This is a genomic window from Chitinophaga sp. (assembly GCF_019236475.1).
In the GTDB taxonomy this organism is placed as follows: domain Bacteria; phylum Bacteroidota; class Bacteroidia; order Chitinophagales; family Chitinophagaceae; genus Chitinophaga.
On sequence record NZ_JAFAIX010000012.1, the window covers coordinates 1,349,385 to 1,372,400 of the forward strand.

Annotated in this window: 18 protein-coding genes and 2 tRNA genes; 11 read left to right on the forward strand and 9 right to left on the reverse strand. The window is 44.2% G+C overall.

The annotated features are described in order from the left end of the window. Positions 1–343: 343 nt before the first annotated feature. The 4 genes from secA to JO154_RS21775 all read left to right on the forward strand — a co-directional run bounded on the left by secA (position 344) and on the right by JO154_RS21775 (position 6,051). Positions 344–3,673: a preprotein translocase subunit SecA gene (gene secA, locus JO154_RS21760; protein ID WP_291949499.1), complete on the forward strand. Its 3,330-nt coding sequence runs from the start codon at positions 344–346 to the stop codon at positions 3,671–3,673. Positions 3,674–3,762: 89 nt separating this feature from the next. Continuing rightward, positions 3,763–4,419, forward strand: coding sequence for a deoxyribose-phosphate aldolase (gene deoC, locus JO154_RS21765; RefSeq protein ID WP_291949502.1), 657 nt, complete (start codon positions 3,763–3,765; stop codon positions 4,417–4,419). Between the two features lie 26 nt (positions 4,420–4,445). Beyond that, on the forward strand, positions 4,446–4,886 hold the full coding sequence (locus JO154_RS21770) for an SPOR domain-containing protein (protein WP_291949506.1): 441 nt from the start codon (positions 4,446–4,448) through the stop codon (positions 4,884–4,886). Beyond that, positions 4,870–6,051, forward strand: a complete 1,182-nt coding sequence (locus JO154_RS21775; RefSeq protein WP_291949510.1) for a M20 family metallopeptidase — start codon at positions 4,870–4,872, stop codon at positions 6,049–6,051. The genes JO154_RS21770 and JO154_RS21775 overlap by 17 nt, the downstream gene beginning before the upstream one ends. 120 nt (positions 6,052–6,171) lie before the next feature. Here the strand turns inward: JO154_RS21775 and JO154_RS21780 are convergent, their stop codons facing one another. The 5 genes from JO154_RS21780 to glyA all read right to left on the reverse strand — a co-directional run bounded on the left by JO154_RS21780 (position 6,172) and on the right by glyA (position 10,407). Next, complete coding sequence (locus JO154_RS21780; RefSeq protein WP_291949514.1) at positions 6,172–6,903, reverse strand: hypothetical protein; 732 nt, start codon at positions 6,901–6,903, stop codon at positions 6,172–6,174. Then, entirely contained in the window at positions 6,893–7,276 is a 384-nt protein-coding gene (locus JO154_RS21785) for a GntR family transcriptional regulator (RefSeq protein ID WP_291949547.1), read from the reverse strand. The genes JO154_RS21780 and JO154_RS21785 overlap by 11 nt, the downstream gene beginning before the upstream one ends. A gap of 11 nt (positions 7,277–7,287) precedes the next feature. Further along, positions 7,288–8,124 (reverse strand): hypothetical protein, encoded by an 837-nt coding sequence (locus JO154_RS21790; RefSeq protein WP_291949550.1) that lies wholly within the window; start codon positions 8,122–8,124, stop codon positions 7,288–7,290. A 6-nt stretch (positions 8,125–8,130) separates the two neighbouring features. Beyond that, positions 8,131–8,964 carry an ATP-binding cassette domain-containing protein gene (locus JO154_RS21795; protein ID WP_291949553.1) on the reverse strand — a complete coding sequence of 278 codons (834 nt, stop codon included), beginning with the start codon at positions 8,962–8,964 and terminating at the stop codon, positions 8,131–8,133. Between the two features lie 162 nt (positions 8,965–9,126). Further along, positions 9,127–10,407: a serine hydroxymethyltransferase gene (gene glyA, locus JO154_RS21800; RefSeq protein ID WP_291949556.1), complete on the reverse strand. Its 1,281-nt coding sequence runs from the start codon at positions 10,405–10,407 to the stop codon at positions 9,127–9,129. A 151-nt stretch (positions 10,408–10,558) separates the two neighbouring features. Between glyA and JO154_RS21805 the strand changes: the two genes are divergently transcribed. Both JO154_RS21805 and JO154_RS21810 read left to right on the forward strand, forming a co-directional pair. Next, the gene (locus JO154_RS21805) at positions 10,559–11,551 is read left to right on the forward strand and encodes a sugar phosphate nucleotidyltransferase (RefSeq protein WP_291949559.1); all 993 of its coding nucleotides are present in this window, start codon (positions 10,559–10,561) and stop codon (positions 11,549–11,551) included. Between the two features lie 24 nt (positions 11,552–11,575). Next, positions 11,576–12,514, forward strand: coding sequence for a nitronate monooxygenase (locus JO154_RS21810; protein WP_291949562.1), 939 nt, complete (start codon positions 11,576–11,578; stop codon positions 12,512–12,514). Here JO154_RS21810 and JO154_RS21815 read toward each other — a convergent pair. The 4 genes from JO154_RS21815 to JO154_RS21830 all read right to left on the reverse strand — a co-directional run bounded on the left by JO154_RS21815 (position 12,501) and on the right by JO154_RS21830 (position 16,823). Next, entirely contained in the window at positions 12,501–13,793 is a 1,293-nt protein-coding gene (locus JO154_RS21815) for an ABC transporter permease (protein WP_291949565.1), read from the reverse strand. The genes JO154_RS21810 and JO154_RS21815 overlap by 14 nt on opposite strands. A 5-nt stretch (positions 13,794–13,798) precedes the next feature. Then, complete coding sequence (locus JO154_RS21820) at positions 13,799–14,731, reverse strand: ABC transporter ATP-binding protein (protein ID WP_291949568.1); 933 nt, start codon at positions 14,729–14,731, stop codon at positions 13,799–13,801. A 53-nt stretch (positions 14,732–14,784) separates the two neighbouring features. Beyond that, positions 14,785–16,347, reverse strand: coding sequence for an NAD(P)/FAD-dependent oxidoreductase (locus JO154_RS21825; RefSeq protein ID WP_291949570.1), 1,563 nt, complete (start codon positions 16,345–16,347; stop codon positions 14,785–14,787). A 92-nt stretch (positions 16,348–16,439) separates the two neighbouring features. Beyond that, the gene (locus JO154_RS21830; protein WP_111595020.1) at positions 16,440–16,823 is read right to left on the reverse strand and encodes a DUF3127 domain-containing protein; all 384 of its coding nucleotides are present in this window, start codon (positions 16,821–16,823) and stop codon (positions 16,440–16,442) included. Positions 16,824–17,373: 550 nt separating this feature from the next. Here JO154_RS21830 and dnaA point away from each other — a divergent pair. From dnaA to JO154_RS21855, 5 genes are all read left to right on the forward strand, one after another. Next, the gene (dnaA, locus tag JO154_RS21835) at positions 17,374–18,807 is read left to right on the forward strand and encodes a chromosomal replication initiator protein DnaA (RefSeq protein ID WP_111595019.1); all 1,434 of its coding nucleotides are present in this window, start codon (positions 17,374–17,376) and stop codon (positions 18,805–18,807) included. Positions 18,808–19,047: 240 nt separating this feature from the next. Then, a tRNA-Ser gene (locus JO154_RS21840) sits at positions 19,048–19,136 on the forward strand. A gap of 18 nt (positions 19,137–19,154) precedes the next feature. Then, positions 19,155–19,229, forward strand: a tRNA-Pro gene (locus JO154_RS21845). 1,275 nt (positions 19,230–20,504) lie between these two features. Further along, entirely contained in the window at positions 20,505–21,035 is a 531-nt protein-coding gene (locus tag JO154_RS21850) for a sigma-70 family RNA polymerase sigma factor (RefSeq protein ID WP_291949579.1), read from the forward strand. Positions 21,036–21,063: 28 nt separating this feature from the next. Continuing rightward, positions 21,064–22,962 carry a hypothetical protein gene (locus JO154_RS21855; protein ID WP_291949582.1) on the forward strand — a complete coding sequence of 633 codons (1,899 nt, stop codon included), beginning with the start codon at positions 21,064–21,066 and terminating at the stop codon, positions 22,960–22,962. The last annotated feature ends 54 nt before the right edge of the window (positions 22,963–23,016 follow it).

Sequence of the window (23,016 nt, forward strand, 5' to 3'; positions counted from 1 at the left end):
AGTTTTTAGGCATTTTGGCAGTGTCGGTGTAGCAGATAATTCAGTGGAACTGTTAAAAAGTCCTGTGCAAAGCCCCTTGTAAGGTGTTGGTATTGTTAAAATTTCTAATTCAGGAATTACAACCGAAATGAGTCGGTAATTCCCCAAATTTATTACTAATTTTACAGGCCTTGTAAAGCAGCACCACAAATGACACATTGACATGCAGGCTTTCCAAGCATAATATTTGCGTAACCAGAATCCCCGTCTGTTTAACATCACCAGGCCAGCGTCATCATAGTGCCAACGGTACTGGCATATACAGCGAGGAATTGAAATTGTAATCCGTAATTAAACATTCTATATGTTAGGTTTTTTAACAAAACTGTTTGGAGGGAATAAGTCTGACAGAGATATCAAGTCTATCGCTCCAATAGTGAAGCAGATCAATGAGGAGTTTGAAAAGCTGCAATCCCTACCTATTGACGACCTGCGTCATAAAACCCAGGAGTTCCGCACCCGTATCAGGGAGCATGTTGCTACTATTGATGCTGAGATAGCGGAAAAGAAAGAAACCGCGGAACAATCAGAGGATGTTACAATTAAAGATGCTATCTACCAAGAAATAGATGCACTGAAGAAAGACCGTGACAAACAGCTAGAAGTAATTCTACAAGAGCTGTTGCCAGAGGCTTTCGCAGTGATGAAAGAAACCGCTCGCCGGTTTACCAACAACCCAGAAATGACTGTAACAGCTACCCCGCTGGACCGTCAACTGGCTGTTACAAAAGATTACGTTACCATTGAAGGCGATAAAGCTATCTGGAAAAACACCTGGACAGCCGCTGGCAACCAAGTGACCTGGAACATGGTTCACTACGATGTACAGTTGATCGGTGGTATCGTACTGCACCAAGGTAAAATTGCTGAAATGGCAACGGGTGAAGGTAAAACATTGGTGTCTACCCTCCCTGCTTACCTGAACGCCCTCACCGGCGAAGGCGTACACATAGTAACGGTAAATACCTACCTCGCTCAACGTGACTCCGAATGGAACGGCCCTGTATTCGAATTCCTCGACATTACTGTAGACTGTATCGATACCACTCAGCCAAACAGCGCAGAGCGCCGTCAGGCTTACATGGCAGATATCACCTATGGTACCAATAACGAATTTGGCTTCGACTATCTCCGTGATAACATGGTGCATAGCCCTGAAGAAATGGTACAACGCAAACACCACTACGCAATGGTCGATGAGGTGGATAGCGTATTGATCGATGATGCCCGTACCCCACTCATTATCTCTGGTCCAGTTCACCGTGGTGAAGAACAGGAATTCCATATCCTGAAACCACGTATCAACGACCTGGTAGACTTACAGAAAAGAGAAGTTAATAAATATCTGCAGGAAGCGAAAAAACTCATCGCTGAAGGTAAAGACGATCCCAAAACTGGTGGTCTGGCCCTGATGCGCGCCTGGAGAGGTTTGCCTAAAAACAGTGCCCTCATCAAGTTCCTCAGCGAACCAGGTATGAAAGTATTGCTCCAAAAAGCAGAAAACTACTACCTCGCAGATCAACAGCGCGAAATGCCAAAGGTGGACGCGGGTCTCTACTTCACTATCGAAGAGAAAAATAACAGCGTAGACCTCACAGATAAAGGTATCGCCCAGATTACTAAAGCGGGTGAAGATGCAGACTTCTTCATCATGCCAGACGTAGGTTCTGAACTGGCCGAAATCGAAAAAATGGATATCCCTTCCGAAGAAAAACTCCAGCGCAAAGATGTGCTGTTGCAAGACTTCGCAGCGAAATCCGATCGTATCCACTCTATCCAACAACTCCTGAAAGCATATACCCTCTTCGAAAAAGATGTGGAATATGTGGTAATGGAAGATAAAGTTAAAATCGTAGACGAACAGACAGGTCGTATCCTGGATGGACGTCGTTACTCCGACGGTCTGCACCAGGCGATTGAAGCGAAAGAAAATGTGAAAGTGGAAGCCGCTACACAAACATTCGCTACAATTACCCTCCAGAACTATTTCCGTATGCACCACAAGCTGGCTGGTATGACCGGTACGGCTTCTACTGAAGCAGGTGAGTTCTGGGAAATCTACAAACTCGATGTGATTACCATCCCAACCAATCTGCCTATCTCCCGTAATGATGCAGAGGATTTGGTATACAAAACAAAGAGAGATAAATACAAAGCTGTCATCGAAGAAGTGAAGCAGCTCCAAGCAAAAGGCCGTCCTGTACTGGTAGGTACTACTTCCGTAGAGGTATCCGAATTGCTGAGCAAAATGCTGACCTTCGAAAAAATTCCTCATAACGTACTGAACGCGAAACAGCACGCCCGTGAAGCACAGGTAGTTGCTGCTGCCGGTCTGCCAGGAGCGGTAACCATCGCTACCAACATGGCGGGTCGTGGTACGGATATCAAACTCGGACCAGGTGTGAAAGAAGCAGGTGGTCTGGCTATTATCGGTACAGAAAGACATGAAAGCCGTCGTGTAGACAGACAGCTTCGTGGTCGTGCCGGTCGTCAGGGAGATCCGGGTTCTTCCCAATTCTTTGTTTCCTTGGAAGATGACCTGATGCGTATGTTCGGTTCCGACCGTATCGCTGGTCTGATGGACCGTATGGGTTATAAAGAAGGAGAAGTGATCCAACACAGCATGATCACCAGATCCATCGAAAGAGCACAGAAAAAAGTAGAAGAAAATAACTTCGGTATTCGTAAACGTCTCCTGGAATATGATGACGTTATGAACAAACAACGTACAGTTATCTATTCTAAACGTAACCACGCACTGTTCGGCGAAAGGCTGTCTATCGATATCGATAACGCATTCTACGATGTAGCTGAAAACATGGTGACTACCCACAGAGAAAGCGGCGACTATGAAGCTTTCAAAATGGATGCTATCATGAACTTCGCGATCGAAACAGAAATCACTTCAGAAGAACTGGCTCGTACTGATCTCCAGGCACTCGCTAGCAAACTTTATCATGAAGCGAAAGGCAACTATCTGCGTAAAACAGAAGCGATCGATGCACACATGCTGGATGCTGCTAAAACCATCCTGCAAGAGCACAATCAGCAGTTTGGTACCATCCGCGTACCATTCACCGATGGCAGAAGACAACTGATGATCTTCGCTGATCTGCAACAGATCGTTGAAAGCCACGGTCATGAAGTACTCAGCACCCTGGAACGCAATATCACCCTGCACCTCATCGATGATGCATGGAAAGAGCACCTGCGCGCTATGGATGATCTGAAACAGTCTGTACAAAGTGCTGTTTACGAACAAAAAGATCCATTGCTGATCTATAAATTCGAAGCATTCAACCTGTTCAAAGAAATGGATGGCGAAACTAGTCGCGATATCGTTTCTTTCCTCTGCAAATCCATGATTCCGGTACAACAAGATTATCCAGAACAACAACAGTTTGAGGAGAGTCGCCGCCCGGAGGAGAAAACGGACATGAGCCGGATGAGAGCCACCCATGAAGATCTGAGTGATCAAGCGGGTGCATATGAAGGTGCTGCTCCAGCTTATGCCCAAGATGTAGAAGAAGAAAAACATGAGCCGGTTCGCGTAGGTCCAAAGGTAGGTCGTAATGATCCTTGCCCTTGCGGAAGCGGTAAAAAATTCAAACAATGTCATGGTCGTGACCTCTAAGAGGAAACGCCCTGAAAAGGAATACAGAAAACGGATTGCAGATAATGCAATCCGTTTTTTTATTTAATTTCGCCCAATAACATTTACAGATGGAAATAAACCGCTATATTGATCATACCGTACTGAAACCTACTACTACACTGGAAGACATTAAGAAATTGTGCATGGAATGTGTAGAATACGATTTTGCCGCCGTTTGTGTACCCCCGCTCTATGTGAAGATAGCAAAGCAGTTCCTAGCATCTACCAACAGTAAAGTAGCTACTGTAATCGGTTTTCCGTTTGGATATTCTGCTATTGAGGCCAAAGTAGCTGAAACGGTACTGGCTATTGTGGATGAGGCAGATGAGCTGGACGTAGTAATTAACATCTCCGCAATAAAAAATAACGATTGGGAATACCTGGAAAAAGAGATCGCCAATCTCATGTATATCATCCGGGAAAAGAAGAAAGTGATTAAGGTAATCATCGAAAGTGGTGTACTGACAGACGAAGAAATTATCAAGTGCTGCCAGTTGTATGCAAAGTACGGCGTGGATTTTGTTAAAACATCCACCGGTTATGCCGAAAAGGGCGCTAGCGTTCATGCAGTACAACTGATGCGCGCCAACCTGCCGGCAGAAATCCAGATCAAGGCTTCCGGTGGTATTCGTACCTTTGCTTTTGCTAAGGAGCTCGTGGAGGCCGGCGCTACCCGTATCGGAGCCAGCGCAAGTGTGGCCATCGTGAATGAATCCAAAGCCTGATTGCAATTTTGACCAATTAAAAAGCTATGCATAAAATTTTCATCCTGCTCTGCTGCCTACTCGGTACAACCTGTGTTATGGCCCAGGACAATACCGCTACCAGCAATGGAACCGTGAGAGTGATTAAAGATAGCCGTGTTGATGCGCTGATTAAAAAGCAGATTTATATCAACACCCTGGCTATTCGTAATCAACCAGGTTTCAGAGTACAAGTCATCTCCACCAACAAACGCGCTGACGCGAACGAAGCAAAACAACGGGTGATGCAGCTATACCCTGATATTCGTACCTACATGGAATTTCAGGCTCCCTATTTCAAAGTTAGGGTAGGCGATTACAAAACACGTGAAGAAGCCACCGAGCTAAGGGATAAACTGTCCAGCCTCTTCTCTGGAGGAGTATTTGTTGTCCCATCTACGATTAACGTGTCACCGGATAAAGAACTATCTAATGAAGAATCTAATTAAGGAGCTGGCAAAAGCCTATGCTCCTGAGTTCATCGGCATCAGGGAACACCTGCATGCACACCCCGAACTCTCCTTTCAGGAATATGAAACGTCCAAATTTATCCAGCATAAACTGACCGAATTTGGGGTCCCTTTTACAGCAGGTATCGCGGGCACCGGCATTGTAGCCTTGATCAAGGGTAAAAACCCGGAATCAAGGGTGATTGCCCTCCGTGCAGATATCGATGCACTGCCTATTACCGAAGCTAACCAGGTTCCTTATAAATCAAAGCATGATGGCGTAATGCACGCCTGCGGCCATGATGTACATACTACCTGTGTGCTCGGCGCTACTAAAATTCTGAATGAGCTGAAGGACCAGTTTGAAGGAACAATTAAAATCCTTTTCCAACCAGGGGAAGAAAAACATCCTGGAGGCGCCAGCATCATGATTGAAGAAGGCGCGTTGAATAACCCCAAGCCAGACGCTATCCTCGGTATGCACGTGCAACCAACAATGGAAGCAGGTACACTTGGTTTCAGAGCCGGACAATACATGGCAAGTGCAGATGAAATCTATATCACAGTGAAAGGTAAAGGTGGTCATGCCGCTCTGCCACAATCTACTGCTGATACTATTCTCATTGCATCTCACATCGTAGTAAGCTTGCAGCAGATCATTTCAAGAAATAATAATCCTTTCAGTCCTTCTGTACTCAGTATTTGCGCATTCAACGGCGGATTTACTACCAATGTTATCCCCAGCGAAGTGAAACTGATGGGTACTTTCAGGGCGATGGATGAAACTTGGCGCTTTAAAGCCCATGACCTGATCCGTAAACAGGCTATTGGCGTGGCACAGGCGATGGGGGCTGAAATTGATATCGATATCCTCGTAGGTTATCCTACACTGTATAATAACGAAGCCGTTACAGCACAGGCCCGCGGCCTGGCGGAAGACTTCATGGGACTGGATGCCGTGATGGATACAGAAATCAGAATGGGTGCGGAAGACTTTGCGTTCTATTCTCAGATTATCCCGGCTTGCTTTTTCCGTCTGGGAACAGGTAATGCGGCAAGAGGCATAAATTCCGGCGTACACACGCCTACTTTCGATATCGATGCACGTGCCATCGAGGTGGGAATGGGTGCTATGGCTTATCTGGCCACACAGTTCAAAAAATAAGAAATGCCGATAGAAATCGGCATCACTCTTTATAGGAAAATGTTGTTTATGAGAAGTCCTGATGGAAATCAGGACTTTCTTTTTGCTTGTAAAACTGATAAGTATAATTTAATCTTAACACTATTTTATCTCGCTGATCATGCGTGCGCTGGTACCGGAAACTGATATGGCACTTGCGCTGTCCAGCAGAATATTTTTCTTAGTGAAATACACATCTCTCAACTGAAGAGAACTATTTCGGCCCATAGAAATGCTGGCTGCTGGAATAGTATCACTATCATCAAAAGAGAGTGAATTGTACTGGCTACCTGCAAAGCGGAAACTGTTTAATTTCAGGTCACTCAGTTCTGTGTTAGCGCCTGCGGTGCACTGAATTTGTAAGTCGCCACTGGTGTACCCCTCTACTCTTACGTTACTATATTTGTTGATAATGACTGGTAAGTTTGTCGTCTTCACCCAAACCATACCGTCCTTATTCTTCAGGCTAATGAACAGCGTATCGTTTTTCTGCTGATAGTCTATCTCTCTGGCGTCCAAGATCTGGTTGACTGAATCCTGCTTCAATACCACCATATTGTTGCCATGTTTTTCCATAACCGCGTCCAGATCCACATTTCCTTGCATGGTATCCACTACCTGCTGCACGTTTTTATTAAAGACGACTATCACGCGAAATGGTTGCACGGAGACGTAAGGATTTTTTTCATAAATTTTATTTTGGGGTTCCTTGTGCATCCATGCATCGTTTTTCTCTCCTTTTCTATAGCTGGCCCAGATGGTGATATCTGCGAGGAGCATCAGTCCTATGAGGATGCTGAAGAAGCCTATAATGAGTTTGGTACTAGTTTTCATGACCGTTGAGTTTGCTTTTTCTGAATTGGTCGTAATAAGGTTTAAGGTCGTCGAGACTTAAATCGAGCAGGTAAAGGTTATGGAAGAATTGAGGCAGTTCATTGGTGATAAAAGCATCTTTCTTCGCCTGCATGATTTTTTTCACCGCATCTGGTTGAATAAAGTACCCGATACCTCTTTTATTGAAGATGATGTCCTGTTGTTGTAATAGTTCGCAGGTGCGCATCACCGTGTTGGGATTGACTTCCAGGGAGACAGCCAGTTCTCGGACTGAAGGAATTCTTTCCTCAGGGAGCCATTTGCCCAGGAGAATCTGTTCGTTTATATAGTCGGCTATCTGAATATAGATCGCCTGTGTGTCTTTGAATTCCATCGTATTACTTTTTATTGTATTTCCTTGTCAGCAATGCGGAAGTAAGCCATTGTCCAGAAAGCTGGTATCAGCAGGTATTTCCCTATGAAAATGAAGGAGGTGCCTAGCCATTCAGGAACAAAATAACCTGTTGATAGATGAGTGTTGGCGGTACTTGCACCTGGTTCGATAAGCCCTGCCACCACGAAAGGAACACTTGCATTCCAGGACTGCAAATGACCGACAAAGAGAATATTGGTGAAGCCGAGATTAATTACCCAAATACCTGTTTGAATCAGTATAAGGACGAAGAAGATCTTCGGCAGGGCGAATTTATGAAAGAAAGTAGCGCCAAACAGGTAGAGGGAGTTCATACCCAATACCATCAATAAATAGCTGCCAATGGTGAAAGGCCTAGGGAAAAAGCGATCCATATCCGTTGTTATCTCCGCATGTTTATAGTGTGTGGCCAGGTAAGAGAAGAACTGAACGCCAATGTAAACGCAGAGATTAAAAACTACTATTGCGGCGGTGAGCGAAATAATCAACTGGGTCAGAAATTTTTCCAGGTGAGATGCTGGTAACAAGAAGAAATCGATACTCCTTTCGGGTTTGGAAAGTTGATTGAAACTTCTGGATGCCATCAGGGCGGTAAAGGCGAGTAAAAGTGTAAGGTACAATGGCAGTATGTCTGCCAGTTCGAAAGACGTTTTGTACGGGTTCATTGTAATTACGGCAATCAGGCCAAACAGGCAACAGGCAGCGAGAATAGCGGCTGTACCTAGTAGGAATACCTTGTATTGGTCTATGATCTCTTTTCGAAGATAAAGGCCCATTCGGCGTAAAGAGAAAACATTATTTGGTTGCATAAGGGATCAATTGAAAATTTCCTGAATAGATTGGCGGTTGGAGAGAACGGCATTGAACAATAGTTCCATATCAATTCTGCTATGTTCATGCTGTAGGTTAGGCATGACCACGGAATGTCCGCGCAGATTGCTGTCGGCATATATTACCGGAATGGATTTGTCCAGTTGCGGAAGCACTTTAAAACTCAGTTTATCCGTTACCGTTTCCACCGCTTCTCTGAAAATGATGCGGTGATTGTCGATGATCACGATACTATCGATCAGGTTGTCGAGGTCTCTGACCTGGTGTGTGGAGATGACAATGCATTTATCTTCTGTCAGACACCCAGCAATCAGTTTGCGGAAAATGCTTTTGGAAGGGATATCAAGGCCGTTGGTGGGTTCGTCCATGATGAGTAGGTGGGTATTACAAGCCAGGGCAAAGCATATCAAGAACTTTTTCTTCTGGCCGTAAGACATTTCCGTCAGTTTCTGATTAACTGGGATGTCAAACTCTTTCAGATAAGTATCGAATTCCTGTTCATTGAATTTCGGATAGAAAGCAGCTCTGGTGTTAATAAACTGTTGGATGCTGATTTTAGGGAGATAAAATTCTTCCGGTACTAGGAATATTTCTTGTAAGAACGAAGGGGTTCTGAACCGGGTTTCTTGGCCAAGTACTTCTACTTTCCCGCTGGTTGGGAATAGCAGCCCTGCTATTTGTTTGAGTAATGTGGATTTCCCTGCACCGTTCTTGCCCAGAAGGCCATATATGTGGCCGGGGCCCAGTTGGAGGTTCAGGTCATCGAATAATGGCCTGCTGGGTTTGTAGCTGAATTTCAATGACTGGATGTTAATCATATCAGTGTGGTTTAGTGTACTACTTAACTAGTACACTGTAAAAGTACAATTTCTTTCCATATGGCAAAATATTTTTAGGGAGATGACAAGTTGGGGAAATGCAAAACGCCCGTCAGTGCAAGACTGGCGGGCGTTTTGTGGAAAAATTAGCTTTATTGGTTCTTATCCCAGTTCAGGATAGAGAGAGAATTGTTGCATGAAGGTGTTCACTTCACCACGGATTTTAGTGATAAGCGCTTCGTTATCAGCATCCATCAGCAGTTGGTCTACCCAATCTACGATCAGCGGCATATGGTTTTCTTTCAGGCCACGGCTGGTGATAGCGGGAACGCCCATACGAATACCAGAGGTAACGAAAGCAGATTTATCATCGAAAGGCACCATGTTTTTGTTGGTAGTGATATCTGCTTTAACGAGGGTTTGTTCTGCTTTTTTACCAGAGATGTTTTTATTGCGCAAGTCGATCAGCATAAGGTGGTTATCGGTACCGCCAGAAACGATCTGGTAGCCTTTATCCACAAAGCTTTTCGCCATAGCCTGCGCATTTTTCTGGATTTGGTGCGCATACTCAGTGTATTCGTCGGAGAGGATCTCGAAGAAAGAAATGGCTTTAGCAGCAATTACGTGTTCGAGAGGGCCGCCTTGAATACCAGGGAATACGGCAGTATCGATGAGGGAGCTCATCATGCGGATTTCACCTTTAGGGGTTTTCAGACCGAATGGATTTTCGAAATCTTTACCCATCAGGATCATACCACCGCGAGGTCCGCGCAGTGTTTTATGAGTAGTAGTAGTTACGAAGTGGCAGTGTGCAAAAGGTGAGTTCAGTAATCCTTTAGCGATCAGCCCTGCAGGGTGAGCGATATCGGCCATTACGAAAGCACCTACTTGATCAGCGATTTCACGGATACGTTTGTAATCCCAGTCGCGGCTGTAAGCGGAAGCACCACAAACGATCAGTTTCGGTTTTTCGCGGTTAGCGATTTCTTCCATTTTATCATATTCAATCAGGCCGGTTTCTTTGTTTACACCGTAGAAATGAGGCTGATAGAGTTTACCGGAATAGTTCACAGAAGAACCGTGTGTCAGGTGTCCGCCCATGCTCAGGTCCAGTCCCAGGATTTTATCACCTGGCTGGAGGATAGCCAGCATAACAGCAGCATTGGCTTGTGCGCCAGAGTGAGGCTGTACGTTGGCATATTCTGCACCAAAAATCTGTTTTGCCCTGTCAATTGCCAGTTGTTCGCTCAAGTCAACAACTTCACAACCTCCATAGTATCTTCTGCCTGGATATCCTTCGGCATATTTGTTTGTCATCACATTACCCATCGCCTGCATAACTTGTAAGCTGGTAAAGTTCTCGGATGCAATCAATTCAATGCCGTGGCGCTGACGCTCCAGCTCCTGGCGGATGATATCAAATATTTGCTGGTCTCTTTGCATGATGCCTTAAAATTTGACGCAAAGGTAGAATAAACCTGAATGAATTGCAATGCAGATGGGGGGATAAATTTCTATCAGTGTCACATACAATTTATACTATATTTTTATACCCGTCGATCGATCGCTAAAATTATACTATTTTCGCCCCATCATGAAGGCAATAATACCTGTGGCCGGAGCAGGCACCAAACTCCGTCCACATACATATACCCAGCCCAAAGCTTTAATTCCGCTGGCAGGTCGCACTATACTGAGTATCATTGTAGACCAGCTTGTAGAAGCAGGCATCCGCGAATTCGTGTTCGTTGTGGGGTACCTGGGAGAAAAAATCCAGCATTACGTAGAACAAAAATATCCAGACCTCACCTGTCATTTCGTGCAACAGAATAGTAGAGAGGGTACGGGTCATGCTATCTTACTGACCCATGAAATAGTAGGCAGTGATGAAATCCTCATTGTGCTGGGAGATACTATTGTGGAATGTGATTTACAAGAGGTCATCAACTCGCCCTACTCTATGCTGGGGCTGAAAAAAGTGGATGATCCCCGTAATTTCGGTGTGGCGGAATTGGATGAACATGGCGTCATTACCAGGGTGGTGGAGAAACCGCAGATACCTAAATCCAACCTGGCATTGGTGGGTATTTACAAGATCAAAGAAACAGATCAATTGTTTGAATGTCTGCAAACCAATATCGCCAACAAAGTGAAATCGCATGATGAATTCCAACTGACAGATGCTTTGGAATGCATGATCGAAAATGGTGTTCGGTTCAACGGTTTTAAGGTAAACAACTGGTTTGATTGTGGTCGGAAGGATACGTTGTTGGAAACAAATGCTATTCTACTTAAAAAATATAAACTCGCCAACAATCCTGTATTACCGTATGAGAATACCATCATTATCCCGCCAGTAAGTATTGGAGAAGGTTGTAATATCAAAAACTCTATCATTGGCCCTAATGTGGCCATCGGAGATAATACCGTTGTTAATTATTCCATCGTAAAAGATTCTATCATCGGATCATTCAGTAATCTTTATGAAGTAGTACTGAAGTCTTCCTTGATAGGCAGCGATGCCAACATACGCGGACTTAGCCAGAGCCTAAATATTGGCGACAATACAGAGATTGATCTCGGCTAAACCTCACGATTTATCTGTTAGCTTATGAACAGGATTAATACGCTTTTTAATATTCGTTATCCCATTATTCAGGCCGGTATGATCTGGGCCAGTGGCTGGCGACTTGCCAGTGCTGTTAGTAATGCCGGTGGATTAGGATTGATTGGCTCCGGCAGCATGTACCCACATGTATTGAAAGAGCATATTCAAAAGTGTAAAGAGGCTACAGATAAACCTTTCGGTGTGAACGTGCCTTTGCTTTATCCGGATATCGACAAATTGATGGCGATCATCCTGGAAGAGAAGGTACCGATTGTATTCACGTCAGCAGGTAATCCTAAAACCTGGACACCTGTGCTGAAAGCGGCAGGCGTGAAAGTGGTACATGTTGTATCTAGTTCATTGTTTGCTGAAAAGAGTGAAGCTGCTGGAGTAGATGCCGTAGTAGCAGAGGGGTTTGAAGCGGGAGGCCATAACGGCCGGGAGGAAACTACTTCCATGGTATTGATACCTGCAGTAGCTGCAAAAGTAAAAATTCCTGTAATTGCCGCGGGAGGTATTAGCTCAGGACGTGCTATGCTGGCGGCTTTTGCATTAGGCGCGGAAGGCGTACAAGTAGGTAGTCGTTTTGTAGCTACACCGGAAGCCTCTTCCCATATCAATTTCAAAAAGGCCATCCTGGATGCTCAGGAAGGGGATACCATGTTGAGCATGAAGAAGCTCACACCAGTACGACTCATCAAAAATCACTTCTATGATGTCGTGAAAGCCGCAGAAGATAGTGGCGCAGACGTGGCCGCATTAAAAGCAATACTAGGCCGTGCCCGCGCCAAAACTGGTATGTTTGAAGGGAACCTCTCAGAAGGTGAACTGGAAATCGGCCAGGTGAGCGCGCTTATCCATGAGATCAAACCTGCAGCCGAAATAGTAGCCGACATCTGGGAGGAATTCGAAGCCGTAAGAAAACAATTTACGACTTACTGAAAACCCACTTGAAAGCCTCTTTGAGTGTTATCTTCTTACCATACATCAAAATTCCAGTACGGTAAATTCTGCCGGAAAGCCAGGTAGTAAATATAAATCCTGCAATCAACAACACCATCGATAACAACAGTTGCCAGATCGCAACGGTGCCCGGTACGCCCGCTGGGAGTCGCGCCATCATTACCAAAGGAGAACTGAATGGAATAATACTTGCCCAAACCGCCAGCGGACTTGTAGGATCTGCTACTGCTTTTATCACAATCAGGAAGCTGATGATAATAGGAGCTGTAACCGGTAATGTCATCTGTTGTACATCAGAAGCATCTTCATTAGCGAGACTTCCAACTGCTGCAAAGAGAGAAGAGTAGAAAAGATATCCTCCCAGGAAATAGAACACAAAACAACCGATGAACAGCGGCCAGTTAATTCTAGCCATTACAAACGACACCTTTTGCATGGCTTCTGCCATTTGCGGATTGCTGCTACTTTGGCTGGCAGCATGCATTGCGTCTGGTGAAAGGAATAGCGGCATCACCATAGATAAGACTGTCAGGAGAATACCCCAGATAATGAATTGGAGAAGACCTACGGCAGCAATACCGATAATCTTACCCATCATAAGTTGAAAAGGTTTTACACTGGAAATCATTACTTCTGCAATACGACTCACTTTCTCTTCCATCACTCCTCGCATCACAGATGTACCAAACAGGAGCAGCATTAAATAGATGATAAAACCGCTGGCATAGCCCAGGACGAAGGATGCAGCAGAACTGCCTTTCTTTTCATCTTTACTGTTACGGAAATCTACGGTAACATCGGCATGTATCGCATCCAGTTTACTTTTATCGATACCATTTACCTCCATGCGTTGTTTTTCAATGGCATCGTTGAGGTTACTGGTGAGTGCATTTTCCAGCATAATACTGGCTTGTGCTTCGCTATAGTACTCAAATCCAGAAGGGCGGTTCAGGTCTATTGCAGGTATTAACAAAACCCCAGAATAGCCTTCTTTAGCATAGTTTTTCTTGATACTATCTATCGGCGTATCGAGGAATTTAAAATACACATCTTTCACATCGCGGAAATGACCTTTGAAATAGCCGCTTTTATCCACTACCGCCACTTTTTGTGTGCTACCGGAATTGCCAGCTAGGAGGGCCGGAATAATGATAATAGCCGCAAATGCTAGTGGTACCAGCAGCGTTACAATCAGGAAAGAGCGTTTACGGACGCGAGAGATAAATTCTCTTTGTATAATGAGTGAAATCTTGTTCATAATGTTCAGGCAGGTTGAGGTGCAGCAAGGGTTTCAGTACGTTGTACCTGTGAGATGAATACTTCATTGATGCTTGGAAGGATCTCTTCAAAATAAGTAACAGGAATCTCCTGGTTAATAAAATGAAGGAGGATATCGTTGGTAGTACTGTCGGGATTGCGTTTCAGTACATACGCATGATCTTCTACCTTCACAATGGTGAAGTGCCAGGTAGCCATTTGTGCAGGGTTAGGTATAACGCCTACTCCTATACGAAACAGTCCTTGTTTAAAATCCTGTCGTATTTGTTTAACGCTGCCATCCAGGATCTTATGCCCTTTGTTTACCAGCATGATATGGTCACAGATTTCTTCAACTTGTTCCATGCGATGGGTAGAGAAGATAATGGTAGTGCCCTTCTCACTAAGGTGGAAGATTTCCTGTTTGATCAGGTTGGAATTAATGGGATCGAGGCCAGAAAATGGTTCGTCGAGGATAAGTAGTTTAGGTTCATGCAGAATTGTAGAGATGAACTGTACTTTTTGCTGCATTCCTTTACTGAGTTCATCGACTTTTTTGTTTGCCCAACTGTGGAGTTCAAATTTGTCGAACCAGTATTTGATTTTGGCTTGGGCAGTTTTCTTATCGAGACCCTTTAATTGTGCGAGGTAGAGTACTTGTTCGCCTACCATCATTTTTTTGTAGAGGCCTCTTTCTTCCGGCATATAACCGATGTACTGGAGGTCCATCATAGGGTCAAAGGGTTTGCCGTTAAGCAGGATATCACCGGAGTCGGGATGGAAGATACCGGTGATCATGCGAAGGAGAGTTGTCTTTCCTGCGCCGTTGGGGCCGAGTAGGCCAAATATGCTACCCTGGGCGATGTTGAAGCTGATATCATCAACTGCTTTATGGGTGGCATAGTATTTTTTCAGGTGTTGTACTTCCAGGAGGTTCATGATGAAATTTAATCATAAATCATGAAAATCCTCCTGGAGTAGCTGGAAAATGTTTAAGAAGTTAATCTGGCCGCAATCATGGCAGCAACGCGTTCTCCATCCATCGCGGCAGAAACGATACCACCAGCATAACCGGCGCCTTCGCCACAAGGGTAGAGACCTTTCACCTGTGGATGTTCCAGGGTATCATTTTCCCTAGGAATACGGACAGGAGAAGAAGTACGGGATTCAGTGGCTACCAGCACCGCATCGGCAGTATAATATCCTTTCATTTTTTTGCCAAATGCTTTGAAAGCTCCTGCTAGTCGGGTATGTACAGTAGCGGGTAGTACTTCTCGGAGATTGACGCTATTGAGGCCAGGAACGTAAGAGCATTCTGGCAGTGAAGCAGATACTTTACCATTCACAAAGTCCGTCATACGTTGTGCTGGCGCTACAAATTTGCCACCACCTGCATTGAAAGCAGCTATTTCCACTTCACGTTGGTAGTACATAGCAGCGAGGTTGCCTTTATCGGCAAACGGCTGAAAGTCGGATGCCTCAATACTTACCACCATACCTGAATTCGCGAAGGGGTTATTTCTTTTGGAGGGCGACCATCCATTGACCACCAGTTCACCTGGATCGGTGGATGCAGGTGCAATGATACCACCTGGGCACATACAGAAAGAGAATACGCCGCGGCCATCTACTTGTTCTACGAGGCTATAGCTGGCAGGAGGCAGGTATTCGCCTCTTAATGCGCAATGGTATTGAGCGCTGTCGATCAGTTCCTGAGGATGTTCCACGCGAACGCCCAGAGCAAAAGGTTTTGCTTCCAGGAGAATATGTTGCTGATCGAGCATGATAAATATATCGCGGGCGGAGTGGCCGGTGGCGAGGATCAGGTGTTGTCCGTTGAAATAGGCGCCACTAGCGGTTTTTACGCCTTTTATCTGACCATCCTGGATATCTATATGATTAATACGTTGATCGAAGTGAACTTCCCCACCACATTGAATGATTTGTTCCCGCATAGCGGTAATGATATGTGGTAGTTTGTTGGTACCGATGTGGGGATGTGCATCGATGCCGATTTTTTCATCTGCTCCGAACTGGATAAAGATATTAAGGATACGATTGATATCGCCGCGTTTATTGGATCGGGTATATAATTTACCATCCGAGTAAGTACCAGCGCCACCTTCACCAAAGCAGTAGTTGGAGTCGGGGTTGACGATACCTGTTTTATTGAGTGCGGCAAGGTCTCTTCTGCGGGCGCGTACATCTTTACCGCGTTCGATGATGACTGGTTTGATACCAGCTTCCAGGAGTCGTAATGCAGCAAAGAGTCCTGCAGGGCCAGCGCCGGCGATCAGCACAGCGGGGGCATTAGCGGGGAGTTCTTTGTATACAAAGGCATTGTGTTCATTTTTGTGAAATGGTTCATTCACAAAAACCTGGATGGTGAGGATGAAGTAAACCTGTCTGGAACGGGCGTCAATAGAGCGTTTGAGCAGGTTATATCCCGTAATGGATTTAGCGGGGATGCTGAGAGCGGCGGCGGCGGCATTAGTAATAGCGGCGGGAGCAGCGGCTTCGGCTGGCAGTAATTTTACAGATATTTGATGAATCATGTTAGGTAGTTATCCTAAAGAAATACGGATTTGGAGAGTTCCGGTTTAAGCCGGTGGACTCTTCAAATCCGTAAGTTATTAATGGTAATTTCTTAGAAAGGGAGATCGTCGTTGCTATCGCCGCCAGCAGGCATTTGTGGCGTATTGTAGTTAGGCATTGCATCAGCGCCCGGTGCAGGGGCAGCCATAACAGATTCCATACGCCAAGCGTCGAGGTTGGTGATGTAGTTTACTTTACCATCTTTTTCCCAGCGGGTACCTTTGATATTGAAATAAACTTTAACATTTTCACCCTCGTTGAACCGGTCAACAATACCAGTGCGGTCCTGTACAGCCTGGAATTTGATATAGTTATTGATAACACGGCCGTTGATATCATCAGATTTTTCGATAACGAACTCTCTTGTTTTAAAGGTTTCGCTACGTTGCACCGTATTATATTTCACAATCAGCTTTCCGGTAATTTCAAAACTCATAGATAATTAATTTAAATTCAGAAGGCCCAAAGATAGGTATTCGACAAAGGGCGTACAAATAATTTTTATTTGAGTACAGGCGCGCGGGTATATAAAAAAATAGTTGCTTATAAACTAGCCCTAAACACATTTTTTTTAATGGAGATACTAACATAGTTTTGCACCCTCGCAAAAAAAAGTGTGAATATCTCAGGATTTTTCCTGGAATAGAAACATGTAAAAAAATCGGTACGATGTTATTTTATCATGAATGCGATACTATTTAAGATAAAATGGCCAATGCTTCAGAAAAGCGATTGCAAATCAAGCCGGTTTGAAATGCCAAAAAACCGAGGTATGTCAGTGCTGTAAAGCGCTAGCAGCGGGCAAGCAGAGGGTGTTTGCACACTGTATTCAGGATAATATAAACAAGGGTAGATAAATTTTTTTTTTCAACATTTTCTACAGATATTCGTCGTCCTGTCTGAACATTTTTTCGACATCCTGCGTTGAGGAATAGCGAATTCGAGAACATCCTTAATTAAGAAACAAACTAATTTTTTTTATCTCAATGAATAAAACTTGCGAACAAGTTTGGGAAAGGTGTCTTAATATAATTAGGGATATTGTTGAGTGGCAGCCATTTAAGACATGGTTTGAACCCATAAAACCCATTAAACTTGAAAACAATGTTTTAACCATCCAGGTCCCCAGCCAATTCTTTTACGAGTATTTGGAGGAGCATTATGTGGGATTGTTAGGAAAAACCATCAAGAGAGAATTAGGTAAAGAAGCCAGGTTGGAATACCGCATTGTAGTCGAGAACGGTACGCCACACCAGAATCCTAGAACCGTAAACATGCCGACGCAGTTTACAAAACCGCAAAAAGACAATGAAGTAGATTTCCCGTTAACGATTCAGAATCCTGTAAAGAATCCCTTTGTGATTCCTGGAATCAAGCGCGTACAGATAGATTCACAATTGAATCCGAATTATACATTTGATTCGTATATCGAGGGTGATTGTAACCGTGTGGCACGTCGTGCTGGAAAGACTGTAGCAGAAAAGCCAGGAGGAACTTCGTTTAATCCGCTTGTAATCTATGGTGGTGTGGGATTGGGGAAAACGCATCTTGCACAGGCAATTGGTAATGAGGTGAAACGCATTCACCCAAACAAGGCCGTATTGTATGTAAGTGCGGAAAAGTTCATCAATCAGTTTATTGATCACTCGAAGAATAATATCATTAATGATTTTATACATTTCTATCAGTTGATAGATGTATTGATTGTAGATGATATTCAGTTTTTCGCGCGTGCAGAAAAAACGCAAGATGCATTCTTTGCTATTTTCAACCATTTGCATCAATCGGGAAAGCAGTTGATTCTGACTTCAGATAAGGCGCCGAAAGATTTGGATGGTGTACAGGAGCGTTTGTTGAGTCGTTTCCGTTGGGGATTGAGTGCGGATATTCAGATTCCTGATTTTGAAACCAGGATGGAAATTCTGGAGATGAAGATGCGTAATGATGGGTTGGAGATGCCTAAAGAGGTAGTGAAGTATGTAGCTTATAATATTCAGACAAACGTAAGAGAGCTGGAAGGGGCGCTTATTTCTCTGCTGGCCCAGTCTTCCCTGAACCGTAAAGAAATTGATTTGGAGTTGGCGAAACGTGTGCTGAAGTCTTTTGTAAAAACGTCTTCTAAAGAGATTACGATAGAAAGTATCCAGAAGATGGTATGTGAATATTTCGATGTACCTTATGATAAGCTGTTGCAGAAGACGCGTAAGCGAGAGATTGTGCAGGCTCGTCAGATTACGATGTACTTGGCAAAATCTTTTACTAAAAACTCGCTGAAAACGATCGGTGAACATTTTGGAGGAAGAGATCATACCACAGTTATCCACTCTTGTCAGACCGTAAAAGACCTGATGGATACTGATAATAATTTCAGAGATAGTGTGATTGAACTACAACAAAAAGTGCAGTTGGCAGCAATGTAGCCCCCTTGTAACCTATTTACATCATGCCCCCGCTAAAAGCGGGGGCATGTTTGTTTTGGGAGGTGTTGTGCGCTGGAACTCAATGCAGTAGCGGGTTTTGGCATATTAAAAGCAATTGTTTATTTGATTGATTTTCATCTATTTGAAAATTTTTTTTAAAAAAATATCATTTGCTTTTGGTGGATTTAAAATAATTCCTATTTTTGCAACCCCTTCACGGAAGTACTACGAAGGAAAAATGGTGAGGTGCCTGAGTGGCCGAAAGGAACGGTTTGCTAAACCGTCGTACGGGTTAAACTGTACCGAGGGTTCGAATCCCTCCCTCACCGCTGAATACAAACCGGGATCGGGGCGTAGCGTAGCCCGGTTATCGCGCCACATTTGGGATGTGGAGGTCGCAAGTTCGAATCTTGCCGCCCCGACGAAAACAAAAGGACAAGTCATATAGGCTTGTCCTTTTTGTTTTTATACTTTACCACTTCTTCTACTTGCATTCATCATCTCTTCGTTATATAAATTTATAATGCCTGTAATGTGCATTCTCCTGTTATTGTAAACCGCATGACACTTTATGATTGTTCCTACTTGCATCCATCATCTCTTCGTTATATAAAGTTATAATGGCTATAATACGCATTCTCCTGCTGTTTTAAACCGCTGGAAGGCAAAGGGCTCCGTGTCTCCCTAAACACGTTTTAAACACCTGAAATAAGCGCATTAGCTGTACAATTAGGATATTACTATTATACAGGGTTTCGCGATAGAAAAAGAAGAGGCGCAGTAGTTGTAAATGCTATTATGCAATCTTTGTTGATATTACCTGTTGAAAGGGTGCCTATGAAGTAGTAGAAAATAAAAAGCGGAGACAATCTCGCTGTCTCCGCACATGGGGCCAACAAGATAACTCCTGCTACCCGGACAGATTAATAAGATGAATGATGGAAAATTTGAGGATACAAAAACAGGATGTAAGCTAATATAAAGGTAGTATGGTCCTGGAGTATAGGAGGCTTTAAAATGGCAATTGGTATCTCCTTTTTCCTAAGTGGTCATTTTGGGCTTATAAGTGTCGGCTTAAACTTACCTACTGGAAAATATATTTCCCATTACCCAACCTTTCGGTTTTAGTTTCCCGTTTACTATAATAAACAGACTTTCTATGAGATATCTTCCCCTATCTTTTTTGGTGTTAGTGCTTGGTATTATTTGTATTATTGGTTGCAGAAAGGACAATAATGTACAGACCTTGCAGGAAATTAAAGCTAAAAGTGCGGCTTTAGGATTAGATTCTACAGGTCATCCCCGTGACACTACTCATCGTGATTCGATTCCTCATCCGGGCGATACAACGAAACCACATTGGCCGGTAGATACCCCTAGGCATCCGCGCGATACGCCACGTTGGCCGGTGGATAGTCCACGCTACCCGATTGATACGCCGCATTGGCCAGTGGATTCGCCTCGTCATCCGGTAGATACGCCAAGATATCCTGGTTCGGATACATTAAGGGGATCTGTGAGGAGATTTTAATGACGTATAACCGATCATGTTAGTATACCATCAAGCTGTTTGACACGTGTAAACAGTGGTAAAAAACAGTGGTAAACACAACAGATAGTTGCTGTAAGACTGAAAAGTCTATAGCAACTTTTCCCATTTTGGTAACCCATATTTAGTTCTGTAATAGGTTAATCCTTTGGAAGATTTACAGCAATTGATACGTGAGTGCCTGGCCAATGACAGACGTAGTCAGGAGAAGTTATACCGGAAGTTTTATCCGGCGTTATTCTTATTGTGTAGAAAGTTCTTCAGTCAGCCTGAAGAAGCCGTTGAAGTGCTGAATGATGGGATGCTACAGGTATTTACACAATTGGAGAAGTATGATGCTGCAAAAGGAGCGTTTTTTAATTGGGTATATACTGTAGTCAGAAATACGGCACTGGATAAAATCCGCAAGAAGAAATGGCCTGTACACACCGCCATAGAGGAAGATGTGATTGTAACGCAGAATAATATTTTGAGCAAACTAGCATGGGAAGATATTTATAAGTTGCTCGATACGTTACCTCCATCTACCAGGGCTGTCTGTTCATTATTCTACCTGGAAGGCTTTCCTATAAAAGAAATTGGCGAGATGCTCCAACAAAGTCCTGGCACTGTAAAATGGCACCTGAGCGAAACACGAAGTAAATTGAAACCGATATTGGAGAAGTACTACCTTAAATGATATCTGAGTGAGCGAAAGTAATTTGCATATGCAATTTTTTGATGAGGAAAATGTACCCATTCCCATACCACCCGCTGATCAAAGCTGGAAGCTCATGGAACAGGCACTAAATAAAGCCATGCCCGTGAATTCCCCATCCGGCGGGAATGCCAGCCCCTTTGCCGGTAGTATTGGCGATAAATTGCTCACCATTGTCAAATATGCCGTCGTAACTGTATTGAGTGCAGGGGCGATCTATTATGGGATCCACCGAATGACGCACTCAGAAAAGGCAGCATTGCTCGATAAGCATCACTCAACGATGACAGGGCGATCAGATTCCTTGTCATATCAGGCTGGGGCAACTCCTGGAGCGACGGTAGCTGAGGCAGAGAATAATGGGTTATCCACATCTGGAAATGTTCCATCTAGTGTAACCGGCCAGGGATCCTCATCACGTGGTGCAGTGAATAATGGGGCGACTACATCTGGGAAAACTTCTTCTAGTGGAAATGGCCAAGGTACAGCATCCGGTGGTGTTGTGAATAATCGGGTATCTGCATCTAGTAACGCGCAATCTAGTGTAACCGGCCAGGGAGCTGTATCAGGAGGTATTATGAATAACGGCGTGGCTACATCTGGGAAAACTCCTTCCGGTGTAAATGGCCAGGGGACAGTATCAGGTGGTGCTGTGAATAATGGGTTATCCACATTTGTAAAAAACTCTTCTAGTGTAAAGGGGCAAGGCGCTACAATTGGTTCTGCGAGCGCCAATAGAGCTACTGTTACTGGTCCCCCTATGACACTACCAGTTGGGCATACTACAAAGCGAAAAGCAGAAAAGAAGAATGCAACTGTTGAAAAAAGTGCAATAGGTCCAGAAAAGGCAAGAGAGGGTAATTTGTCGAATAGTGGAAAGGAAAACCTCTCCACCACGAATAACCCTACCAGCACAAAAGAAAATGAGCCGACGTCTAATAACCCATCATTGGCAACTCCTGATCTGGCCAGTGGTAATACCATTCCAAACAAAAAACTTATACTGAAAAATAATTCCTTTACTGGTAGAAAAAGTCAATCTCCAATTGCGCAGCAATCAGTAAATACAACTGTGGTGGACCATCCTGGAATGGTGGCCCCTTCTGATATTAGCTCTCCTGGTACTATGGGCACGGGGCAACCTGGATACCCCGCCATTATTCAGTGTCAATCGCTCCGGCCCTCAGGAAGCATTCATGCTACATTAGAGCCATTGAAAGTAAGTGCTGAAACAATGCAGCTCATGGCCAATTACCGTATGCCGAAAAGTAAAATACATATGCCCGGAAATTGGGAAGCCATGGCCCAGTGGAGCGTGGCAATGCCCATCAATAGTAATGCGGGTTTTTACAATGGTCCTGCCGGCAACTCGCAGCTATACAGATTAATAATTCCAGGTATACGTGCCCAACGAACTTGGAAAAATGCCGCCATCAGCCTTGATCTTAATGTGATGGCTACTCAAACCTATGACCATCAGCCTTACATGTGGCTCCCCTGGGCCGGAAGCACAGGAGGTACAACGTCTTTGACCTTGTTACAGACATTCGGATATAAGGCAGGCCTAGCCTATCATCATCGGTTGGTAGGTCAGTTCTTCGGTAGTGCTGGTATACAAGGCTATATTGGGCATACAGGTTCCATTCAGCGTGTATCTTATATCAGGGATAGTTTGGGCGTTCATAGTAACACTACCATCAATATAAATAAAGATAGTTTGTGGAACAGCATTGGGAAATTCCAGGGAAATATAACAGCAGAGGTTTACTATGACCTCAAAAGGTGGCAAATAGGTGCTCGTACAGCTATTCCAGTCATACATTCCGCTAAAGATTCCGCCGGAATCAATATAAAACCAACGGTTCAACTAGAAATATTGCTTCGCTGGAAAATCTGGAAGAATAAATAGCGATCCTTTGTAAGTGTCTGTGGTGGCCGTTGTGTATTGGTTAGTCGGCTGAAA

Excerpts from the sequence above, each read along its gene's own strand:
- dnaA (WP_111595019.1), top strand. The coding sequence starts at position 17,374 with ATGAATAAAACTTGCGAACAAGTTTGGGAAAGGTGTCTTAATATAATT.
- JO154_RS21795 (WP_291949553.1), bottom strand. The coding sequence starts at position 8,964 with ATGATTAACATCCAGTCATTGAAATTCAGCTACAAACCCAGCAGGCCA.
- secA (WP_291949499.1), top strand. The coding sequence starts at position 344 with ATGTTAGGTTTTTTAACAAAACTGTTTGGAGGGAATAAGTCTGACAGA.
- JO154_RS21830 (WP_111595020.1), bottom strand. The coding sequence starts at position 16,823 with ATGAGTTTTGAAATTACCGGAAAGCTGATTGTGAAATATAATACGGTG.
- JO154_RS21775 (WP_291949510.1), top strand. The coding sequence starts at position 4,870 with ATGAAGAATCTAATTAAGGAGCTGGCAAAAGCCTATGCTCCTGAGTTC.
- deoC (WP_291949502.1), top strand. The coding sequence starts at position 3,763 with ATGGAAATAAACCGCTATATTGATCATACCGTACTGAAACCTACTACT.
- JO154_RS21805 (WP_291949559.1), top strand. The coding sequence starts at position 10,559 with ATGAAGGCAATAATACCTGTGGCCGGAGCAGGCACCAAACTCCGTCCA.
- JO154_RS21825 (WP_291949570.1), bottom strand. The coding sequence starts at position 16,347 with ATGATTCATCAAATATCTGTAAAATTACTGCCAGCCGAAGCCGCTGCT.
- JO154_RS21785 (WP_291949547.1), bottom strand. The coding sequence starts at position 7,276 with ATGGAATTCAAAGACACACAGGCGATCTATATTCAGATAGCCGACTAT.
- JO154_RS21815 (WP_291949565.1), bottom strand. The coding sequence starts at position 13,793 with ATGAACAAGATTTCACTCATTATACAAAGAGAATTTATCTCTCGCGTC.
- JO154_RS21810 (WP_291949562.1), top strand. The coding sequence starts at position 11,576 with ATGAACAGGATTAATACGCTTTTTAATATTCGTTATCCCATTATTCAG.
- JO154_RS21780 (WP_291949514.1), bottom strand. The coding sequence starts at position 6,903 with ATGAAAACTAGTACCAAACTCATTATAGGCTTCTTCAGCATCCTCATA.
- JO154_RS21790 (WP_291949550.1), bottom strand. The coding sequence starts at position 8,124 with ATGCAACCAAATAATGTTTTCTCTTTACGCCGAATGGGCCTTTATCTT.
- JO154_RS21855 (WP_291949582.1), top strand. The coding sequence starts at position 21,064 with ATGCAATTTTTTGATGAGGAAAATGTACCCATTCCCATACCACCCGCT.
- JO154_RS21820 (WP_291949568.1), bottom strand. The coding sequence starts at position 14,731 with ATGAACCTCCTGGAAGTACAACACCTGAAAAAATACTATGCCACCCAT.
- JO154_RS21770 (WP_291949506.1), top strand. The coding sequence starts at position 4,446 with ATGCATAAAATTTTCATCCTGCTCTGCTGCCTACTCGGTACAACCTGT.
- glyA (WP_291949556.1), bottom strand. The coding sequence starts at position 10,407 with ATGCAAAGAGACCAGCAAATATTTGATATCATCCGCCAGGAGCTGGAG.